Source organism: uncultured Microbulbifer sp., assembly GCF_913055755.1.
Lineage (GTDB): Bacteria > Pseudomonadota > Gammaproteobacteria > Pseudomonadales > Cellvibrionaceae > Microbulbifer.
In genome coordinates, this window is the sequence record NZ_CAJXKH010000008.1 from 1 (window position 1) to 17126 (window position 17126).

General features: G+C 62.5%; 17 protein-coding genes. 6 read left to right on the forward strand and 11 right to left on the reverse strand.

All coding sequences use genetic code 11. The annotated features are described in order from the left end of the window. The 6 genes from mreC to QZ511_RS02975 all read left to right on the forward strand — a co-directional run. Positions 1–453 (forward strand): rod shape-determining protein MreC (gene mreC / locus QZ511_RS02950; protein ID WP_295798708.1); only part of this gene is annotated, 453 nt, incomplete at its 5' end. 7 nt (positions 454–460) lie between these two features. Then, positions 461–940: a rod shape-determining protein MreD gene (gene mreD / locus QZ511_RS02955; protein WP_295798712.1), complete on the forward strand. Its 480-nt coding sequence runs from the start codon at positions 461–463 to the stop codon at positions 938–940. A 156-nt stretch (positions 941–1096) separates the two neighbouring features. Then, positions 1097–1729 carry a nucleoside triphosphate pyrophosphatase gene (locus tag QZ511_RS02960; RefSeq protein ID WP_295798713.1) on the forward strand — a complete coding sequence of 211 codons (633 nt, stop codon included), beginning with the start codon at positions 1097–1099 and terminating at the stop codon, positions 1727–1729. Between the two features lie 28 nt (positions 1730–1757). Then, positions 1758–3245, forward strand: coding sequence for a ribonuclease G (gene rng / locus QZ511_RS02965; RefSeq protein ID WP_295798716.1), 1488 nt, complete (start codon positions 1758–1760; stop codon positions 3243–3245). Between the two features lie 48 nt (positions 3246–3293). Further along, a complete protein-coding gene (locus tag QZ511_RS02970; protein ID WP_295798719.1) occupies positions 3294–7637 on the forward strand; it encodes a YhdP family protein in 4344 nt (1447 codons plus the stop codon). Positions 7638–7842: 205 nt separating this feature from the next. Further along, positions 7843–8673, forward strand: coding sequence for a hypothetical protein (locus tag QZ511_RS02975; RefSeq protein WP_295798886.1), 831 nt, complete (start codon positions 7843–7845; stop codon positions 8671–8673). Between the two features lie 50 nt (positions 8674–8723). Here the strand turns inward: QZ511_RS02975 and yjgA are convergent, their stop codons facing one another. The 11 genes from yjgA to QZ511_RS03030 form a co-directional block, all read right to left on the reverse strand. Then, a complete protein-coding gene (yjgA, locus tag QZ511_RS02980; protein WP_295798720.1) occupies positions 8724–9251 on the reverse strand; it encodes a ribosome biogenesis factor YjgA in 528 nt (175 codons plus the stop codon). Positions 9252–9298: 47 nt separating this feature from the next. Beyond that, positions 9299–10645, reverse strand: a complete 1347-nt coding sequence (mgtE, locus tag QZ511_RS02985; protein ID WP_295798890.1) for a magnesium transporter — start codon at positions 10643–10645, stop codon at positions 9299–9301. 120 nt (positions 10646–10765) lie between these two features. Further along, complete coding sequence (locus tag QZ511_RS02990) at positions 10766–11035, reverse strand: HPr family phosphocarrier protein (RefSeq protein ID WP_295798723.1); 270 nt, start codon at positions 11033–11035, stop codon at positions 10766–10768. 25 nt (positions 11036–11060) lie between these two features. After that, positions 11061–11921: an RNase adapter RapZ gene (gene rapZ / locus QZ511_RS02995; protein WP_295798725.1), complete on the reverse strand. Its 861-nt coding sequence runs from the start codon at positions 11919–11921 to the stop codon at positions 11061–11063. Between the two features lie 69 nt (positions 11922–11990). Beyond that, entirely contained in the window at positions 11991–12452 is a 462-nt protein-coding gene (gene ptsN, locus QZ511_RS03000; RefSeq protein WP_295798729.1) for a PTS IIA-like nitrogen regulatory protein PtsN, read from the reverse strand. Positions 12453–12466: 14 nt separating this feature from the next. Further along, entirely contained in the window at positions 12467–12757 is a 291-nt protein-coding gene (gene raiA / locus QZ511_RS03005; protein ID WP_295798731.1) for a ribosome-associated translation inhibitor RaiA, read from the reverse strand. 187 nt (positions 12758–12944) lie between these two features. Then, positions 12945–14396, reverse strand: a complete 1452-nt coding sequence (locus QZ511_RS03010; protein ID WP_295798735.1) for an RNA polymerase factor sigma-54 — start codon at positions 14394–14396, stop codon at positions 12945–12947. Between the two features lie 221 nt (positions 14397–14617). Further along, positions 14618–15343 carry an LPS export ABC transporter ATP-binding protein gene (lptB, locus tag QZ511_RS03015; protein ID WP_295798738.1) on the reverse strand — a complete coding sequence of 242 codons (726 nt, stop codon included), beginning with the start codon at positions 15341–15343 and terminating at the stop codon, positions 14618–14620. Between the two features lie 71 nt (positions 15344–15414). Beyond that, on the reverse strand, positions 15415–15951 hold the full coding sequence (lptA, locus tag QZ511_RS03020; protein WP_295798742.1) for a lipopolysaccharide transport periplasmic protein LptA: 537 nt from the start codon (positions 15949–15951) through the stop codon (positions 15415–15417). Next, a complete protein-coding gene (gene lptC / locus QZ511_RS03025) occupies positions 15938–16501 on the reverse strand; it encodes an LPS export ABC transporter periplasmic protein LptC (RefSeq protein ID WP_295798745.1) in 564 nt (187 codons plus the stop codon). Before lptC ends, lptA begins: the two co-directional genes overlap by 14 nt. A 52-nt stretch (positions 16502–16553) precedes the next feature. Next, positions 16554–17084 (reverse strand): HAD family hydrolase, encoded by a 531-nt coding sequence (locus QZ511_RS03030; protein WP_366935616.1) that lies wholly within the window; start codon positions 17082–17084, stop codon positions 16554–16556. Positions 17085–17126 lie beyond the last annotated feature (42 nt).

Here is a 17126-nt window from a genome sequence, read left to right on the forward strand (position 1 = left end):
GGTGTGTCGCCGGACCCGCTGGAGCACGTGCTGATCATCGACAAGGGGCGTAACGACGGGGTGCGCCAGGGCACTGCGATCATGGACGCCAGCGGTCTTTTGGGACAGGTGGTCGAGGCCGGGGATATATCCAGTCGCGTGCTGCTGATCACCGACGCCAGCCATGCACTGCCGGTGCAGGTGCTGCGCAACAGTGTGCGCGCGGTGGCCGAAGGCACTGGCGACCTGTATCGCCTGAAGTTGCGCCACCTGGCCAATACCAGTGATATCCGCGAGGGCGACCTGCTGTTGAGCTCCGGGCTCGGCGGGCGCTTCCCCGCCGGCTACCCGGTGGGCGAGGTCATTTCGGTGCGCCGGGATCCCGGCCGCGCCTTCGCCGATGTCGACGTCCAGCCCCGCGGGCAGATGAACCGCAGCCGGTTTGTGCTGGCGGTCATCGTCGATCAGGGCTGATCCCGCCATGGACGCTCACAACCGCTGGTTTATCCTGTTCACCATTCTGGTGGCGCTGCTGCTGGCAGTGATGCCGCTGCCCCTCGAATGGCTCTGGTTTCGCCCCGCCTTCTGTGCCCTGCTGGTGATCTTCTGGACCATACGCATGCCCCAGAGCCTGGGGGTGGGCTTTGCCTGGCTGGTGGGAATTGCCCAGGACCTGGTGACCGGGTCCACCCTCGGCGCCCACGCCCTTTCCCTGTCCGTGGTGGCCTATTTCAGTCTGCTGACCTACCAGCGCACCCGCGCCTTCAACCCGGCGCAACAGTTGATGTGGGTATTCGTGCTGGTGGGGATCAATCAGTTGCTCGGAAACTGGGTGCACAGCCTGGCGGGCAAGACGGTGCCGGGCCTGACCTTTCTGTGGCCGGCGCTGACAACCGCGCTGTTGTGGCCAGTGGTCACACCCTGGTTGCAGAGCATCGCTTCCCGGCTGCGGGTGCGCTGACAGGCCCGCGGGAAAGCTGTTACGGTGGTCATCCCAGGCCCCGGTTCGGCGTGCCCGCAGTCTGGCTGTAAAGCGGTGCAATGATTGCGGTTAATTTTCGACCGATACCGCTATAATCGTGTGCTTTAGCCAATAACCATAAGTAACTTTTTGCCCGTGCCCGAGATCAACCCTGAGAATCGACTGCTGCTCGCTTCAGCCTCTCCCCGCCGCGCAGAGCTGCTGGTGCAGGTTGGGGTGCCTTTTTCCACCGCGGCCACGGCGGTGGAGGAAGCCCGTGCCCCGGGCGAGGACCCACAGTCCTATGTACTGCGTCTGGCGGAAGAGAAGGCCCGCGCCGGGCGCGCCCTCGCCGGCAGCGCGGAGAATCTGTGGTCGCTGGGTGCGGATACTGTGGTGGTGGCGGAAAACCAGGTTTTGGAAAAGCCGCGGGATTTCAACGATTATGCGCGCATGATGCGCCTGCTGGCCGGTGCCGAGCACCGGGTGCTGACCGCCATATGCCTCACCGGGGCGGCCGCCACCTTCCGCGAGGTGGCGGAGACCCGGGTGCGCTTCCGCGACCTGAGTCGCCACCAGATCGAGGCCTACTGGGAGACCGGCGAGCCGGCAGACAAGGCCGGCGGCTACGGTATCCAGGGTATGGGCGCGCTGCTGGTGGCCGCCATCGAAGGCAGTTACAGCAATGTGGTGGGGCTGCCGCTGGAAACACTGGCACCGCTGCTGGAGCGCGCAGGTATCGGCTACTGGCAATTCGACAAGCGCAGTGAACTCGGCAGGGCGCAGTGAACCGGGAAGAATTGGGAGAGACGGGCCCGTGAGCGAAGAATTACTGATCAACGTGGCACCGATGGAAACCCGTGTGGCGCTGGTGGAGAACGGCGTGCTGCAGGAGGTTTACCTGGAGCGCAGCGCCCGCCGCGGCATCGTCGGCAATATCTACAAGGGCAAGGTTGTACGAGTATTGCCGGGAATGCAGGCGGCATTTGTAGACATCGGCCTCGAACGTGCAGGGTTTATCCACGCGTCCGATATTGCCCCGCTGGACGACGAGGGCATGGAATCCCGCGAGGGAGAGGTCGCCGATATCCGCGCGCTGGTGCGCGAGGGGCAGTCGCTGGTGGTGCAGGTGGTCAAGGACCCGATCAGCAGCAAGGGCGCGCGCCTCACTACCCATCTGTCGGTCTCTGCCCGCTATCTCGTATATATGCCCCAGACCCGCCATATCGGCATTTCCAACCGCATCGAGGACGACAGCGAACGGGACCGGTTGCGCAACCTGGTGGACCTGGCGTCGACGCGCCTGGCGGAAGAGGGCCTCAGCGGCGACGGCGGATTTATCCTGCGCACCGTGGCGGAAGGGGTCAGCGAGGAGGAGCTGCTGCGGGACATCCCGTTCCTGTACAAACTCTGGAGTGAGCTGGAACAGCGCATCAAGAGTGAAAAGGAGCCGGCGATCATCTACGAGGACCTGCCGCTGTTTATGCGCGCCCTGCGCGACCTTGCGCGGCCGCACACGGAAAAGATCCGTATCGATTCCCGCGAGGCCCACGCCCGCGCCGCCAAGTTCGCCGGCAAGTACGCGCCGGAAATCGCCCCGCGCATCGAGCACTATCCCGGCGAACGCCCGCTGTTTGACCTGTACGGTGTCGAGGAGGAGATCCGCAAGGCCCTGCAGAACAAGGTGACCCTCAAGTCCGGAGGCTACCTGATTGTCGAGCAGACCGAGGCCATGAGCACCATCGATGTGAATACCGGTGCATTTGTTGGCCACCGCAACCTGGAAGAGACCATCTTCAAGACCAATCTGGAAGCGGCGACCGCTATTGCCCGCCAGCTGCGCCTGCGCAACCTCGGCGGTATCATCATCATCGACTTTATCGATATGCAGGATCCGGAGCACCAGCGCCAGGTCCTGCGCACCCTGGAAAAGTCTCTCGAGCGGGACCACGCCAAAAACAGTATTACCGGAGTTTCCGAGCTGGGCCTGGTGGAAATGACGCGCAAACGCACCAGGGAATCCCTCGGCCAGATGCTGTGCGAGCCCTGTCCCGTGTGCGCCGGCCGCGGTACCCTCAAAACCGCGGAAACCGTGTGCTATGAGATTTTCCGCGAAATCATTCGCGAGGCGCGGGCCTATGACAGCGACAAGATTATGGTACTGGCGAGTCAGGTGGTCATCGATCTGCTGCTGGATGAAGAGTCTGCCAATGTGGCGGACCTGGAAGAGTTCATCGGCCGCCCGATCCAGTTTCAGGTAGAGCCCATCTACAACCAGGAGCAGTACGACATTGTGCTGGTGTAACCGCATTAACCTTGCCCGCTGCGCCGGCAGTATCGGGAGTGGGTCCTGATGCGCTGGTTGCGCTGGTGCGTGCGCAAGTTCTGGCTGCTGGTGGTGAGCATCGTGATCGCGCTCGCCATCCTGGTGCAGACCGGGCGTGTGCTGTCGCCGCAGGTGGGTAATTACAGCCCGCAGATCGGGCACTGGCTGTCGCAACGGCTGGGCGCACCGGTTTCCATCGGCGGTATCTCCCTGCGCTGGCAGGCGCTGGAGGTGGCGCTGCAGGTGGATGGCCTGAAGATGGGGGCCGGAGAAGAGGTGCACCTGGGGCGTGGGCTGTTCCACCTGGATCTGCTGGCGAGCCTGTGGCACCGCGAGCTGATCTGGAAAAACCTCGAGGTCGACGATTTCTCTGCGGATCTGCAACAGCGCGACGACGGCGGCTGGCAAGTGGTGGGTTTCCCCATTTCCGGCAACGCCGGCACTGCGCAGGCGGACAGCGGTGGTGTGCGCATCGGGGATCCGGCGCGGATATTTCAGCTGGGCCCCAAGGTGCTGGTGAGAAATGCGCGCATCGGCCTGGCGTTGACGGACGGTCAGAGCGCGGAACTGGAACTGCCGCGGGTCCTGCTGGAAAACAGCGGGATGTTTCACCGCCTTACCGCCAGGGCCTACGTCAGCGGGGCGATGGAAAACCTCCACAGTGGCGAAGAGAGCCTGCGCCTGGTACTGGAGGGCCGCGGCAACCCGCGCCATTCCGAGGATTTCACCCTGCACGGCTATGTGCAACTCAACGACCTGCTGGTGGACCGCGATCTGGTCGCGCTGCTCTATCGCCTGTCGCCATTACCGGAAAAGCTCCACTGGTACGGTCGCAAGATCGCCGGTGGACGCCTGTGGCTGGCGTCGGACGCCACCAGTGGATACAGCCTGCGCGGGCAGTTGAACCTGTCGCAGATGCCAGAAGAAAGGGATGAGCAATCATCTCCCGCGGCCGCTGCCACAAGCGCTACCGCGGTGAATAGCGAACCCACGGCCAAAACCCCGACACCCACCGGTTCCAATGCCCTGGCCTCCCTGCAGTCCCTCTCCAGCAACCTGTCCGGCCAGTGGCAGCCCGGAGAATCCTGGGGACTGGTATTGCAGCAGTTGAGCCTGAACTGGGAGCAACTGGAGGTTCCAGAGCTCAATCTGCGCGCGGGCGGTGACCGGGAGACCGGCGCCCAGCTGGCGCTGGATCAGATCGAACTCAAGGCCTGGCACCAGGTGTTGCGAGTGCTGGAACTGGTACCGGAAAAGGCGGACGAGTGGCTGGAAGCGCTGGAGCCCGAGGGGCAGCTGCGCAACGTGCGCCTGGCGCGCCGCCCGGATGGCGAGCTGACCCTGGCCGCCAACCTGCACCAAGTTGCCGCCGGCGCCCACCGCGGGGCGCCCGCGGTCAGTGGTGTAAACGGTTATCTCGCCCTGGATGGCAAGGGCGGGCGCGTCGAGCTCGACAGCCCGGCCGGCTTCAGTGCGCATTTCCCGCTGCTCTACGACCAGCCGTTCCAGTTCGCCAGCGCGCGCGGCACCGTGGCCTGGTCGCTGGATGCGGCCCACAACGAGGTGTCGGTGTACTCCGGCCCGCTGGCACTGCAGTCGGACAAGGGCAAATTTGGTGGCCAGTTCCTGCTGCAGCTTCCGCTGGTTCCCCATACCCGCCCATCGGATTTCACTCTCGCCCTGGGGCTTGAGGATGTGGCGGTTGCGGAGCAGCGCAACCTGGTGCCGACGGTGGTCAGCGACGACCTGCGCAACTGGCTGAATCAGGGCATCGGCGCCAACAACCGCGGCCATATCCGCTCTGCGGGCTTCGTGTATCGCGGATACGGATACAAAGAGGGCGAGGATACCGAACTGCTGGCACTGGGCAGCCACCCGGGGCGGCAGACGGTGCAGCTGCAGGCGGATTTTGAAGACAGTGACCTCGACTACGCCCCCGGGTGGCCCCGGGCCAGGCAGATCGACGGCCATCTCGCGATCAACGATGCCGAGGTAGTGGTCAATGCGCCCCGGGCGCGGCTGTGGAATATCGATGCCAGTGCTCTGCGGGTCACCGTCGCGCCGCAGCAGCGGGGTTCGCGGCTGGATGTGCGTGCCGACCTGTCCGGCCCCGCCGCGGATGGCCTGCGCCTGCTGCGGGAGTCCCCGCTGCGCGAGCAACTGGGAAGTGCGTTTGACGACTGGGCCCTGGGCGGGCGCCTTGACGGCGAACTGCGCCTGACCCAGGGGCTCGGCGGTGCGGCAATAGCGCCGCAGCAGCAGGTGGATCTATCCCTGAGTGAGGCGCAACTGGCACTGGAAAACCTCAGATTGGAATTCCAGTCGCTGAACGGTGAAGTGCATTACAGCAGCGATGCCGGCCTGACCGGAACCGCGCTCACGGGGCGCCTGTGGAATCAGCCCCTCAAGGCCCGCATTCAACACTTGGGGCAAGGGGATGAGCGCGACACCCAGGTCGTGGTGGAGGGGGCGGCGCGGGCCGAGGATATCGGCCACTGGAGTGGGCGTCCGGAGCTCACCTGGCTGAATGGGGCGCTGGACTACTCGGCCCTGGTCACTATTCCCGCCAGAGCCAAGGCCAAACCCTATGCTGCGGTACTGGAAATCAATTCCGACCTCAAGGGAGTGGCGGTAGACCTGCCGGTGCCGCTGGGCAAGACGGCGGAAGAGGAATCCCGTTTTGTGCTGCGGGTGCCCATTGGCGAGCAGGGCAACCTCTATCACCTGAGTTATGGCGAGCACCTGCAGGGACAGTTCTGGCAGGTGGGTAACCGGCTGGAGCGGGCATCCATCGCCCTGAACGCCCAGGCCAAATTGCCCAAGGCACCAGGGGTTTCAATTATTGGCGACCTGTCGGTAATCGAACTGCAGCCGTGGAAGCAGGCACTGGCGATCTATGGCGAACAGCCGCGCGGGGACGGCAGTGTCGATCGCGGCGCCGTGCCGTCGCAATCGGCGCAGGCGGATGAACCGCCCATGGCGGTGACCCTGGATCTCAGTACCGACAGCCTGAATCTGTCGGATAGTGTGCAGATCGAGAATATCCACGTACGCGGTCGCGGTCTGGGGGCGGACTGGCAGCTGGAGTTTGACAGCGAAACCGCGGCCGGCGCGGTGACCGGTATTCTGGATGCCGCGACCCCACTGCAGCTCAACCTCAGGCATCTGCGCCTGCCGGCAATGGCAACAGCGGAAGATGCGGTTCCCGAGGGCGCTGAGTCCGAGGCTGAAGTTGCGGCCCAAAGTCCGCTTGACCGCTGGCGCGGGTTCGATTTCGCCGGGTTGCCACAGGTCGACTTCAAGACGCAAAACCTGCAGGTCGGTGAGGAGTCCATGGGGCCCTGGTCTTTCCAGTTGCGCCCGTCGCCGGAGCGCCTGGTAGTCAGTGACATTCGCGGCAGCCTGCGCGGTGTGCAGATCGAAGGTCGCGGCGAAGGGGAGAACCGCCTCGGCGCACAGCTGATGTGGATGCGGAACGAGCAGGGCAGGGAATCCTCCCAGTTTATCGGCCGCCTGAGCGGCGGCAACCTGGGGCAGGTACTGCAGGCCTGGGGACAGGAAGCAGTGATCGAGAGCACCAGTGCCAGCTTCGACACCGCGCTGCGCTGGGATGGCTCGCCGGCCAATGCAAGTGCCGACGGATTGTCCGGCGAGATTCGCATCGATATCCGCCAGGGGCGCTTCCTGCGCGCCAGTGACAACGCTGGCACCTCGCTGCTGCGGTTGCTGTCGCTGTTCAACTTTGACACCTGGGCGCGGCGTCTGCGGCTGGATTTCTCCGACCTGGTGCAGAGTGGCCTTACCTTCGACCGGGTGCACGGGGAGGTGTATTTCGAGGGCGACGGCGAGCTGCTGATCGCGGTGCCGATCCAGGTGGAGGGGCCCACCAGTGAACTGCAGATGGCCGGGCGCGTGAACATCAAGCGCGAGGACCTGAACCTCACCCTGGTGGCAACCCTGCCGGTGGGCAACAACCTGGCGTTCGTCGCTGCCCTCGCTGGCGGCCTGCCGGCGGCGGCGGGGGTCTACCTGATCAGCAAGGTGTTCAAGAAGCAGGTGGACCGGGTCGCCAGCGTCAGTTACCGCATCAACGGTGAGTGGTCCGATCCGGAAGTGCGCTTCGACAAGCTGTTCGACGACGGCGCCGCCGGTCGCGAAGGGCAGAGCGCGGTGGCGGAGAGCGCCAGGCGCCGGCAACAGAACCGGCAGCAGCAAAGTGCCCAGCACGCCGAATCCGCCCCCGGGCAGGCTCAGCTGCAACCGGAAGGCCCGGAATCTTCCGGCGAACCGCTGGAGCCGCTACCTGCGACCGGGCCCCTGCGGCAGGACCTGGCGCCGGGTGGCACGCAACCGGGAACCGGTGAGGTCTGAGTGGCTGTCGCAGGACCGTTGCGGGATCGAGGGCGGGAGTCCGGCGAGCGCGAGGCTGTGACAGGTTCCGGCTTTCGCGGCAGGATGGCGTCAAAAGCTCCGTCGAGCCTTGAAAAAACTGAATAATTATTCGATATTGGCGGCATTAGCAACACGAACAATAAGTAATAATTACTACTACTAGAGGTTGTCGCCGATGTCCGAGGTGGTTTCTTTGGCCGGATTGTCCATTACCCGCTACGGGTTGTTCCGCCTTTTCAAGTACGCCGTCTATTGCCTGCTCAGCTATAACGTGTACGCCTTCTTTGTCGAAAACCAGGCTGCCGCGGGCACCGTTTTTGCCGACGGTGTGAGCTTCGGAAAGATCATTGAAGCCTACAACGACTCCATCGATACCCTGGCCTGGGTGTTGCTGCTACTGGTGTTCGAGCTGGAAACCTGGGGGCTCTCGGACGAGAAGCTGAAGGGCAGCACCAAGTGGGTGCTGAATGGCATATCCGCGTTCTGCTATGTGTTTATTGTCTACTCGTTCTACGGCTATGTCTCGGAGATGGTCTCGCTCAGTCATCTGCTGCCGGCGGCGGCTTCCGCCTGTGACCTGGCCAGTAGCGGTGGCTGGTCGATGGTGCTGGAGCAGGACGATTATGTGGCGCTGACTGCGGCCAACTGCGGTTCGCTGGCGGATGCCCACCTGCTGCGCCTGGCGGATGCCCAGATTGTCGGGGCGGCGACGGTGTGGCGCGAAATCCAGTGGCTGTCCTGGGTGGATGTGATCAATGCCGGCGCCTGGCTGATGGTGGTTGCGATCCTCTCATTCGATGTATGGCTGCAGCTGCGCCACGAGCTTTCCAACTCGATCATGCGCTATTCCTCGGTGATCAAGGGCCTGTTGTACTTCACCCTGCTGATTTGTGCCATTTACTGGGGAATCAACGGCAGCTTCCTGGATTTCTGGGATGCCTTCCTGTGGCTGGTGGCCTTCTTCTTTATCGAGATGAACCTGTTCGAGTGGCACGCGGAAACCAGTGCCGAGTAGAAGCTGTGCCCGCTGCGGCACCGGCGATACCGCTGCCGCAGCTCCCCTGATTATTGTTCCTGCATAAAGAAATCCCGCAGATAGCGGAACAGCTTGCGCTGGTTGGTGGGCGGCTTCTTGTTGGCGATTTCCTTGCCGGAAGCGCGGATCAGTGCGCGCAGTTCCTGGTGATCCACAGTCGGGTGGGCACTGAAAAATTCACTCTGGGCTTCTTTGCCCCCTTCCAGCAGGCGCTGGCGCCAGTCTTCCGCCATGCGATCAAAGCGCAGGTGCAGGTGGTCCTGCTCCTTGTGCCTGTTCAGTACCGCTTCAATGGCCTCCGCATCGGCACCGCGCATCAGCTTGCCGATGTACTGCAACTGGCGCCGGCGGGCCTCGTTCGACTTGATGCGGTGCAGGGTGTCGATTGCCTCGCGCAGGTCCGCATCCAGCGGAACCTCGGCGAGTTTAGCCGGGCTCAGTTCCGTCAATTGTTTACCCAGGTCCTGCAGCTCGTGCATTTCCTTTTTGACCTGGGTCTTGCTTTTGGGCTCGTCGTCAAAGCCTTCAAACTCGTCGAAATCGTCAGAATGTCCCATGAACTCTCTCAATATATACGTGCAAGATCTGCGTGATTTAGTAGAGGCTAGCCGGCAAAAAACCAGGTCGCGAGGCCGAGAAAAGACATAAAGCCCACAACATCGGTAACCGTAGTCAGGGCCACGCCGCCGGCCAGTGCGGGGTCGATGCGCATGGCCCGCAGCAATACCGGCAGTACCGCCCCGGCCAGTGCCGCGGTGATCAGGTTGATGACCATGGCGGCAATGATGATGATCGCGATGCGGTTGTCACCGAACCACAGTGCGGCGATGCCGCCCATTACCGCTGACCACAATATGGCGTTGAGGGCGCCGGAGCCCAGCTCCCGCGACAGCAGCCAGCTCAGGTTGCTGCGACCGATCTGGCCCAGGGCCATGCCGCGGATCACCACGGTCAGGGTCTGGCTGCCGGCCACACCACCCATGCTGGCGACAATCGGCATCAGCACCGCCAGCGCCACTACCTTGTCGATGGTGCCCTGGAACAGGTTGATGACCCAGGACGCCAGCAGTGCGGTCAGCAGGTTGATGCCCAGCCACACCGCGCGCCGCGGCGCGGTGCGCCGCACCGTGGCAAAGGTATCCTCTTCCTCGTCCAGGCCGGCGAGGCTCATCAGCGAGTGATCGGCGTCCTCGCGGATAACATCCACCACGTCGTCAATGGTGATCCGCCCCAGCAGGCGGTTGTCTTCGTCCACCACCGGGGCGGTAATCCAGTCGTATTTGGCGAACAGCCGTGCCACCTCGTCGTCCGGCATGTCCGCGGGGATCGCGTCCACGTCGGTCTGCATGACCTCGCGCACGGTGGCGGACGGATCCGTAGTCAGCAGCCGGGTCAGCGGCAGCAGGCCGATAAACTTGTCCTGGCGGTTGACCACAAACAGGTTGTCGGTGGATTCCGGTAGCTGTTCGTGCCGGCGCAGGTAGCGCAGTACCACGTCCAGGGTGAGGTTGGGGCGCACCGATACGGTATCCGTATCCATCAGGCCGCCGGCGGTTTCCTCGTCGTAGGAGAGTACCCGCTCCACCCGCAGCCGGTCGCGCTCGCTCATCGCCGAGAGCACTTCCGCCATCACCCGGTCCGGCAGTTGCTGCAGGATATCGGCCACGTCGTCCGCGTCGAGCCCCTCCATCACCGCCACCATTTCTTCGGTGTCCATGGTGGAGAGGATCTGGCTCTGGACGTCGTCGGTCAGCTCCTGCAGGACCTCGCCCTCGATCTCGCTGTCGATCAGCTTCCACAGTACCTGGCGGATCCGCGGCGGCGAGCTTTCCAGCAATTGCGCGATGCTCTGTGGGGACAGGGTGTGCAGCATGCGCTGCACTTCGCGCCCGGTGCCGCTGTCCAGGGCCGCGAACAGCTCCGCCAGCCGGTTCTGGGCGCGGAACTTGATGTCGGATTGAGGGCTGTTGGGCACGGAGGTTCCTGCAACGTCGGTCTGTGCGGGGTGCGCGCATTATAGCGGGCCGGGGATGGTGGGGATATTGCCAGTGGCAGGGGCGCTCGGCCCGGGTTATTCGCCTTCGCCGAAGCGGTCGTTGATCAGTTCACAAATGGCAGTGTGCGCCGCTTCTTCATCGCGGCCACAGACTTCCAGCTCCAGTTCCACGCCCTTGCCGGCGGCCAGCAGCATCAGTGCCATGACGCTTTTACCATCTACCGTTTTACCATCGCAAACCACTTTCACATCCGAGGAAAAACGGGCGCTGGTCTGGGCAAATTTGCTGGCGGCGCGGGCGTGCAGCCCCAGCTTGTTGATGATGGTGATACGGCTCTTCTGCATGGGCGGTTCTTGAATTTGAAAGAGGTTACTTCTGTTGTTCGCGGTGGCGAATCTGAATATTTTCAAACTGGCTGGCAAAGGTTTTGGCCAGTTGCTCCACCATATAGACCGAGCGGTGGCGGCCGCCGGTGCAACCGATGGCGACACAGGTGTAGCTGCGGTTGCTCTGCTGGTAGGAGGGCAGCCAGCGCTCGAGAAAATGGGTGATGTCCCGCTGCATTTCCTCGGTCTCTTTGTGCGTGCGCAGGAATTCTCCCACTTCCGGGTCCAGGCCGGTCATATTGCGCAGTTCCGCAACCCAGTAGGGGTTGGGCAGGCAGCGCAGGTCAAACACCAGGTCGGCGTCCACCGGCACGCCGTGCTTGAACCCGAAGGACTGGAACAGGATTGCCATGCCCGGGGAGTCCCTGCCCACCACCCGCGATTTGATCTGGTCCCGCAGCTGGTGGAGACTGAGGCTGCTGGTGTCGATCACCAGGTCCGCCATTGACGCCAGTGGCGCCAGCAGTTCTTTTTCCTGGTTGAGGGCTTCCCGCAGGTGGGTGTGGCTGTCGCTCAGGGGGTGCTTGCGGCGGGTTTCGCTGAATCGCTGTATCAGTATCGGAGAGCGGGCGTCCAGGTAGACCACGTCGCACTCTATGCCGCTGTCGCGCATTTCGCGGATGACCGAGGGGGCCTGGCGCACGTCGTGCCACAGGTTGCGCGCGTCGATACCGAGGGCGAGCTGGGTGTTTTCCGTCGGGGGCTGGTCCGAAACCCGCCGGATCAGTTCCGGAAGCAGGCTGGCGGGGAGGTTGTCGATGCAGTTGAAGCCCACATCTTCCAGCAGTTGCAATGCAGAGCTTTTACCCGAGCCCGAGCGACCACTGATGATGACCAGACGCATAAATCAAGCGCTCCTTGCTGCCTGAGGAGGGCGCCGCATCGCAGTTTGCGGGCGGCACGAATGCGTACATTATGCCGCGGCGGCGCTGTTGATGGCCAGTGCGTAGAGCTCGTCGCTGGTGGACGCGTCCCGCAATTTGTCGCGCACCCGGCTGTCGCTGAACAGGGCGGCGATTTCCGCCAGGGTGTCCAGGTGTTCCTGGTCGGAGTCTTCCGGCACCAGCAGCGCAAACAGCAGGTCTACCGGCTGGCGGTCAATGGCGTCGAAATCCACGGCCGGTGACGTGGTACACAGGACGCCGATGGGGCGGTCGCATCCGGGCAGGCGACAATGGGGGATGGCAACCCCTTCGCCGATGCCGGTGGAGCCCAGTCGTTCCCGGGCCACCAGCTGGCTGAATACGGTGTCGGAGTCCAGTTCCGGATACTGTTCTGAGATCGCCTGGGCGATGTTCAGTAATAATTTTTTTTTGCTACTCCCCGCCACGTGACAAAGACTCAGGCGGGGAGAAAGTAAGGCTTCCAATGTCATATTTTGCTGGCGATCTAGCGGTGACTGCGTAACTTCTCTTTGTGTTTGAGGAGCTGCCGGTCCAGTTTGTCGGTCAGCGAATCAATCGCGGCGTACATGTCTTCCGATTCCGAGTCCGCAAAAACATCCTTGCCGTTCACGTGTACACGGGCTTCGGCCTTCTGGATGAGTTTCTCGACGGATAGGATGACCTCGGTATTGGTAATCAGGTCATGGTGGCGGGAGAGCTTTTCCAGTTTGTTCAGGCAGTAATCGCGAATGGCCGGGGTAACGTCTACGTGATGACCACTGATATTAATCGGCATGGATTTCTCCTCATCAGGTACAACACAACGGCCGCACCCCCTTTTCAGGGCGGCAACCCTACTAGGAAGTGGGCCAGAATGGAAGGATACACTCAAAGATTGAGCGTCGGTTGTATAGATTCTAGGCGAAAGCAGGCGACAGCGAGGGGTTGCGGCCGCCGGCACTGGAACAATATGACTGGATTGGCTATACCAGTCGCTTCCTTTCGCTGGAGGAGGGGATACCCAGGGACTCCCGGTACTTGGCAACCGTGCGCCTGGCGACCTTGATCCCCTGCTTGTCGAGCTCCTGGGTGATCTTGTTGTCGGACAGGGGCTTGCGGGGCTGTTCGCCGTCGATGAGCTTGCGAATCAGGGCGCGGATGGCGGTGGAGGACGCGTCTTCGCCGGAGTCGGTGCTCACGTGGCTGGAGAAAAAGTATTTGAGCTCGAATACGCCCCTGGGGGTGAGCATGTACTTCTGGGTGGTGACCCGGGAAATGGTGGATTCATGCATGCCGATGGATTCGGCGATGTTGGCCAGCACCATGGGTTTCATGGCTTCCGGTCCCTGCTCGAAAAAGCCCTGCTGCTTCTCGACGATGCAGCTCGCCACTTTCAGCAGGGTCTCGTGGCGGCTCTGCAGGCTTTTCAGGAACCAGCGTGCCTCCTGCAGGTTGTCCCGCAGGTAGTTGTTTTCACTGGAATTGTCCGCGCGCTTGATCAGCGAGGCGTAGCTGTCATTGATGCGCAGTTTGGGGGTGGTTTCCGGGTTCAGCTCCACGACCCAGCGCTGTTGCTTGCGGCTGACGATGACGTCCGGCACCACGTACTGGGGCTCCTCACCGCCAAAGGCCTCTCCCGGATAGGGGGTAAGCGTCTGGATCAGGCGCATGACCTCGCCCAGTTGCGCCTCGCTGAGCCGTGTGCGCCGGCTCAGCTGGCGGAAGTCGCGCTTGCCCAGCAGGTCCAGGTGCTGGCCCACCACGGTCAGGGCCTGGGGCAGCCAGGGGGTGTGTTCCGGCAGCTGGCGCAATTGCAGCAGCAGGCTTTCGCGCAGGTCGCGGGCGCCGCAGCCCACCGGTTCAAACTGCTGGATGGTCTTCAGTACCGCCAGCACCTCGTCGGTTTCGGCTTTCAATCCACTGGCCAGGTCTTCCAGCGCGGTATCGAGAAAGCCGTTGGGGGCAATGGCATCAATCAGCGCTTCGCCGATAAATTTGTCTTCCGCGGACAGCGGGGTCAGGTTCAGCTGCCACAGCAGGTGGTCCTGCAGGCTCTCGGACGCCGCATTGCGCTGCTCGAGGGCGAAGTCCTCTCCCTCGCCGCCGGAGTAGCTGGTGTTGGTGTAGATGTCGTCCCAGCGGGTGTCTACCGGCAGGTCATCGGGGATCTCGCTGCTCCAGTCGCTGTCGGCGGCGGGCTCGGACGCGGAACTGGTGTCCCGGGTGTCCGCCTGCTCGCGGGGGGTGTTCTGGTCCTGGTGGGTTTCGTTGGCGTGATCATCGAAGTCCGCTTCCAGCAGCGGGTTGCTGTCGAGCGCCGACTGGATTTCCTGTTGCAGGTCCAGCGTAGACAGTTGCAGCAGGCGAATGGCCTGTTGCAGCTGTGGCGTCATGGTGAGTTGCGTGCCGAGTTTTAACTGGAGAGACTGCTTCATCGGGTGTGTATTCGCAGAAAATTCTGGCGCATAGCCGATTTGCCATACAAGCTGCTGGCAGCGGCGGTGTAAAGCTCAATTTCTGCAGCCTACCCCGGAGAAACCGGAAACACAAGCAATAAGTATGCCGGAAAGTTGGGGGCGCTCGAGGGGGAATCCCGGGATTGCGTTATGACTGTTCGGTAACTGGAGCGAGAGGCGGACAATCTGACGGAATTTCGTCAGATTGTGAATTCGTGTCCCAGATAAACATCCCGTACCTGTTCGTTGGCAAGTACCTCTTCCGGGGCGCCGGAGGCGATGATATGGCCTTCACTGACGATATAGGCGGTTTCGCAGATATCCAGGGTCTCGCGCACGTTGTGATCGGTGATGAGCACGCCGATGCCGCGATCCCGCAGGTGGCGGATAATCTGCTTGATGTCGTTGACCGAGATGGGGTCCACGCCGGCAAAGGGTTCGTCCAGCAACACGAACGCCGGGTTGGTGGCCAGCGCGCGGGCAATTTCCACCCGTCGCCGTTCGCCACCGGACAGCGCCATGCCCAGGCTGTCGCGGATGTGGCCGATATGGAACTCGTCCAGCAGGGCTTCCACCTGTTCCAGGCGCTGGCTGCGGTTGAGGTCCTTGCGGGTCTCGAGAATGGCCAGGATGTTGTCCTTGACGCTCAGGCGGCGGAAAACGGAGGCCTCCTGGGGCAGGTAGCCAATGCCCTTGCGCGCGCGGCCGTGCATGGACAGGCCGGTAATGTCCTCGCTGTCGATCAGTACCTGGCCGGCATCGGCGCGCACCAGTCCTGCGATCATGTAAAAGCAGGTGGTCTTGCCGGCTCCGTTGGGGCCCAGTAGCCCCACAATCTGGCCGCTGGTGACGCTGACAGAGACGTCCTGTACGACTTTGCGCTTTTTGTACTGCTTGGCAAGGTGTAACGCTTTGAGCGTCGACATAGTGAATTCCGCTATCCGGGCCGGCGGATGCCGGCCGTCACAATTCTGGTCGGGTCAGCTGGTGACCGGGCCTACTGCTCGTTGTTGCCGTTTTCCGCGGGCTTGGATTCCGGTTTCCAGATCATTTCCACCCGCTCCTTGTTCGAGCGACCCTGGGCTTTCATCTGCTCGCTTTTGAGATCGTAATCGATCCGTTCTGCGGAGAGGGTATTGCCGTCGCGGTCCACATGGGCCTCTCCGGTCAGCTGCAGGGAGTCGCTGCCCACCAGAAACTCGATGCGTTTGGCTTTGGCTTTTACCGGATTGGTACTCTCTTCAACCTGCTGCTGGAAATGCGCCGGTCTGCCGGTGGCGACCACCCTGTTGATTTCCCCCTGGGCGTTGCCGTGGACCTCAACGCGGTCGGCGCGAATCTGCAGGGAGCCCTGGGTAATAACCACGTTGCCGCTGTATACCGACAGGTTTTTGCTGCGGTTGGCCTCCAGGTTGTCGGCAGAGACCTTGACCGGTTGCTCGCGGTCGTTGGGCAGTGCCAGGGCGTTGAGGCTGAACAGCAGGCTGGCCAGCAGTGCCGCGAGGATCGGCCGGATTCGTTCAGCGTGTTTCATAACTGCTTTCCACATCAGACAGTATCTCTACCTTGTCCTGTTTCAGGTCGGCGCGCATGCCCTTGCCGGTGGTGCGGTTGGCGCCGTCGGTAATGGTAACAACTTTGTTGGTCTCGGCGAATTCCTCCCGCGGCTTCAGCACGATCTTCGCGGTGCGCAGGGTGATCCCCGGCTGGGGGAGTTCCGTCACCTTGACGTCCCCCTGCAAAACCACCTTCTGGCCATTGTCGAAGGCCACGCCCTTGCGGGATTCCGTGCGCCACTTGGAGTCCTTGCCCTGGTAGAACAGCATGCGCGGTTCGGTCAGGTCCGCGCGATCGCGACGGGCGAACTGGAAAAACGTAATCCGTTCGGCGTCCACGCGATAGGCCAGGGTGCCCTCGGGGCTGTAGTGCCGCGTGCGGGCGTCGCGGATGATCAGGTCCGCGGCCTTGTTGTGCTGTTGCTGTGTGGGTCGCTTGCCGAGCAACTGTTTCGGCGGGCTCTCTGTAAACCAGAGCCCGAGAGAAATCAGTGCAACCACAATGACCAGTGGCAGCCAGGTGCGCATGGGCAGTTACTTCCTCGAAGTTCCTGTTGTCCGGGTATCTCCGGGCATGTGGTTACTGGGCGAGATAGGGCGCCAGTGCGGCTTCATAGGTGCCCTGGGCCCGCATGATGCGGTCGCAGACTTCCCGTACCGCGCCCTCACCACCGTGCTTTTCCGTCACCCAGAGGGCGCGCTCGAGTACCGGGGGCGCCGCGTTGGGTACTGCAATAGGACAGCCGACCCGGGTCATCAGTTGCAGGTCCGGGTAGTCGTCGCCCACGTAGGCGATGTTTTCCAGATCGAAACTCTCGTTGGCGAACAGTTCCTGGAATGCGGAATATTTGTCTTCGCGCCCCTGGATCAGTCGCGTGATGCCCAGGTCGTGGGCGCGTTTCTCCACCACACTGCTGCGGCGGCCGGTGATGATGGCCACTGCAACCCCGGAATTTTGCAGCATTTTAATGCCGTGGCCGTCCAGGGTGTGGAAGGTTTTCAGTTCGTTGCCGTGATTGTCGAAATACAGCTTGCCGTCGGTGAGCACGCCGTCCACGTCCAGGATCAGGTGGCGCACCTGCGCCAGCTTGCGTTGAATTTTTTCTTCCAGGCTCACGCTTTGGTTCCTTGGTGTTGCTTCGCAATGCGAATA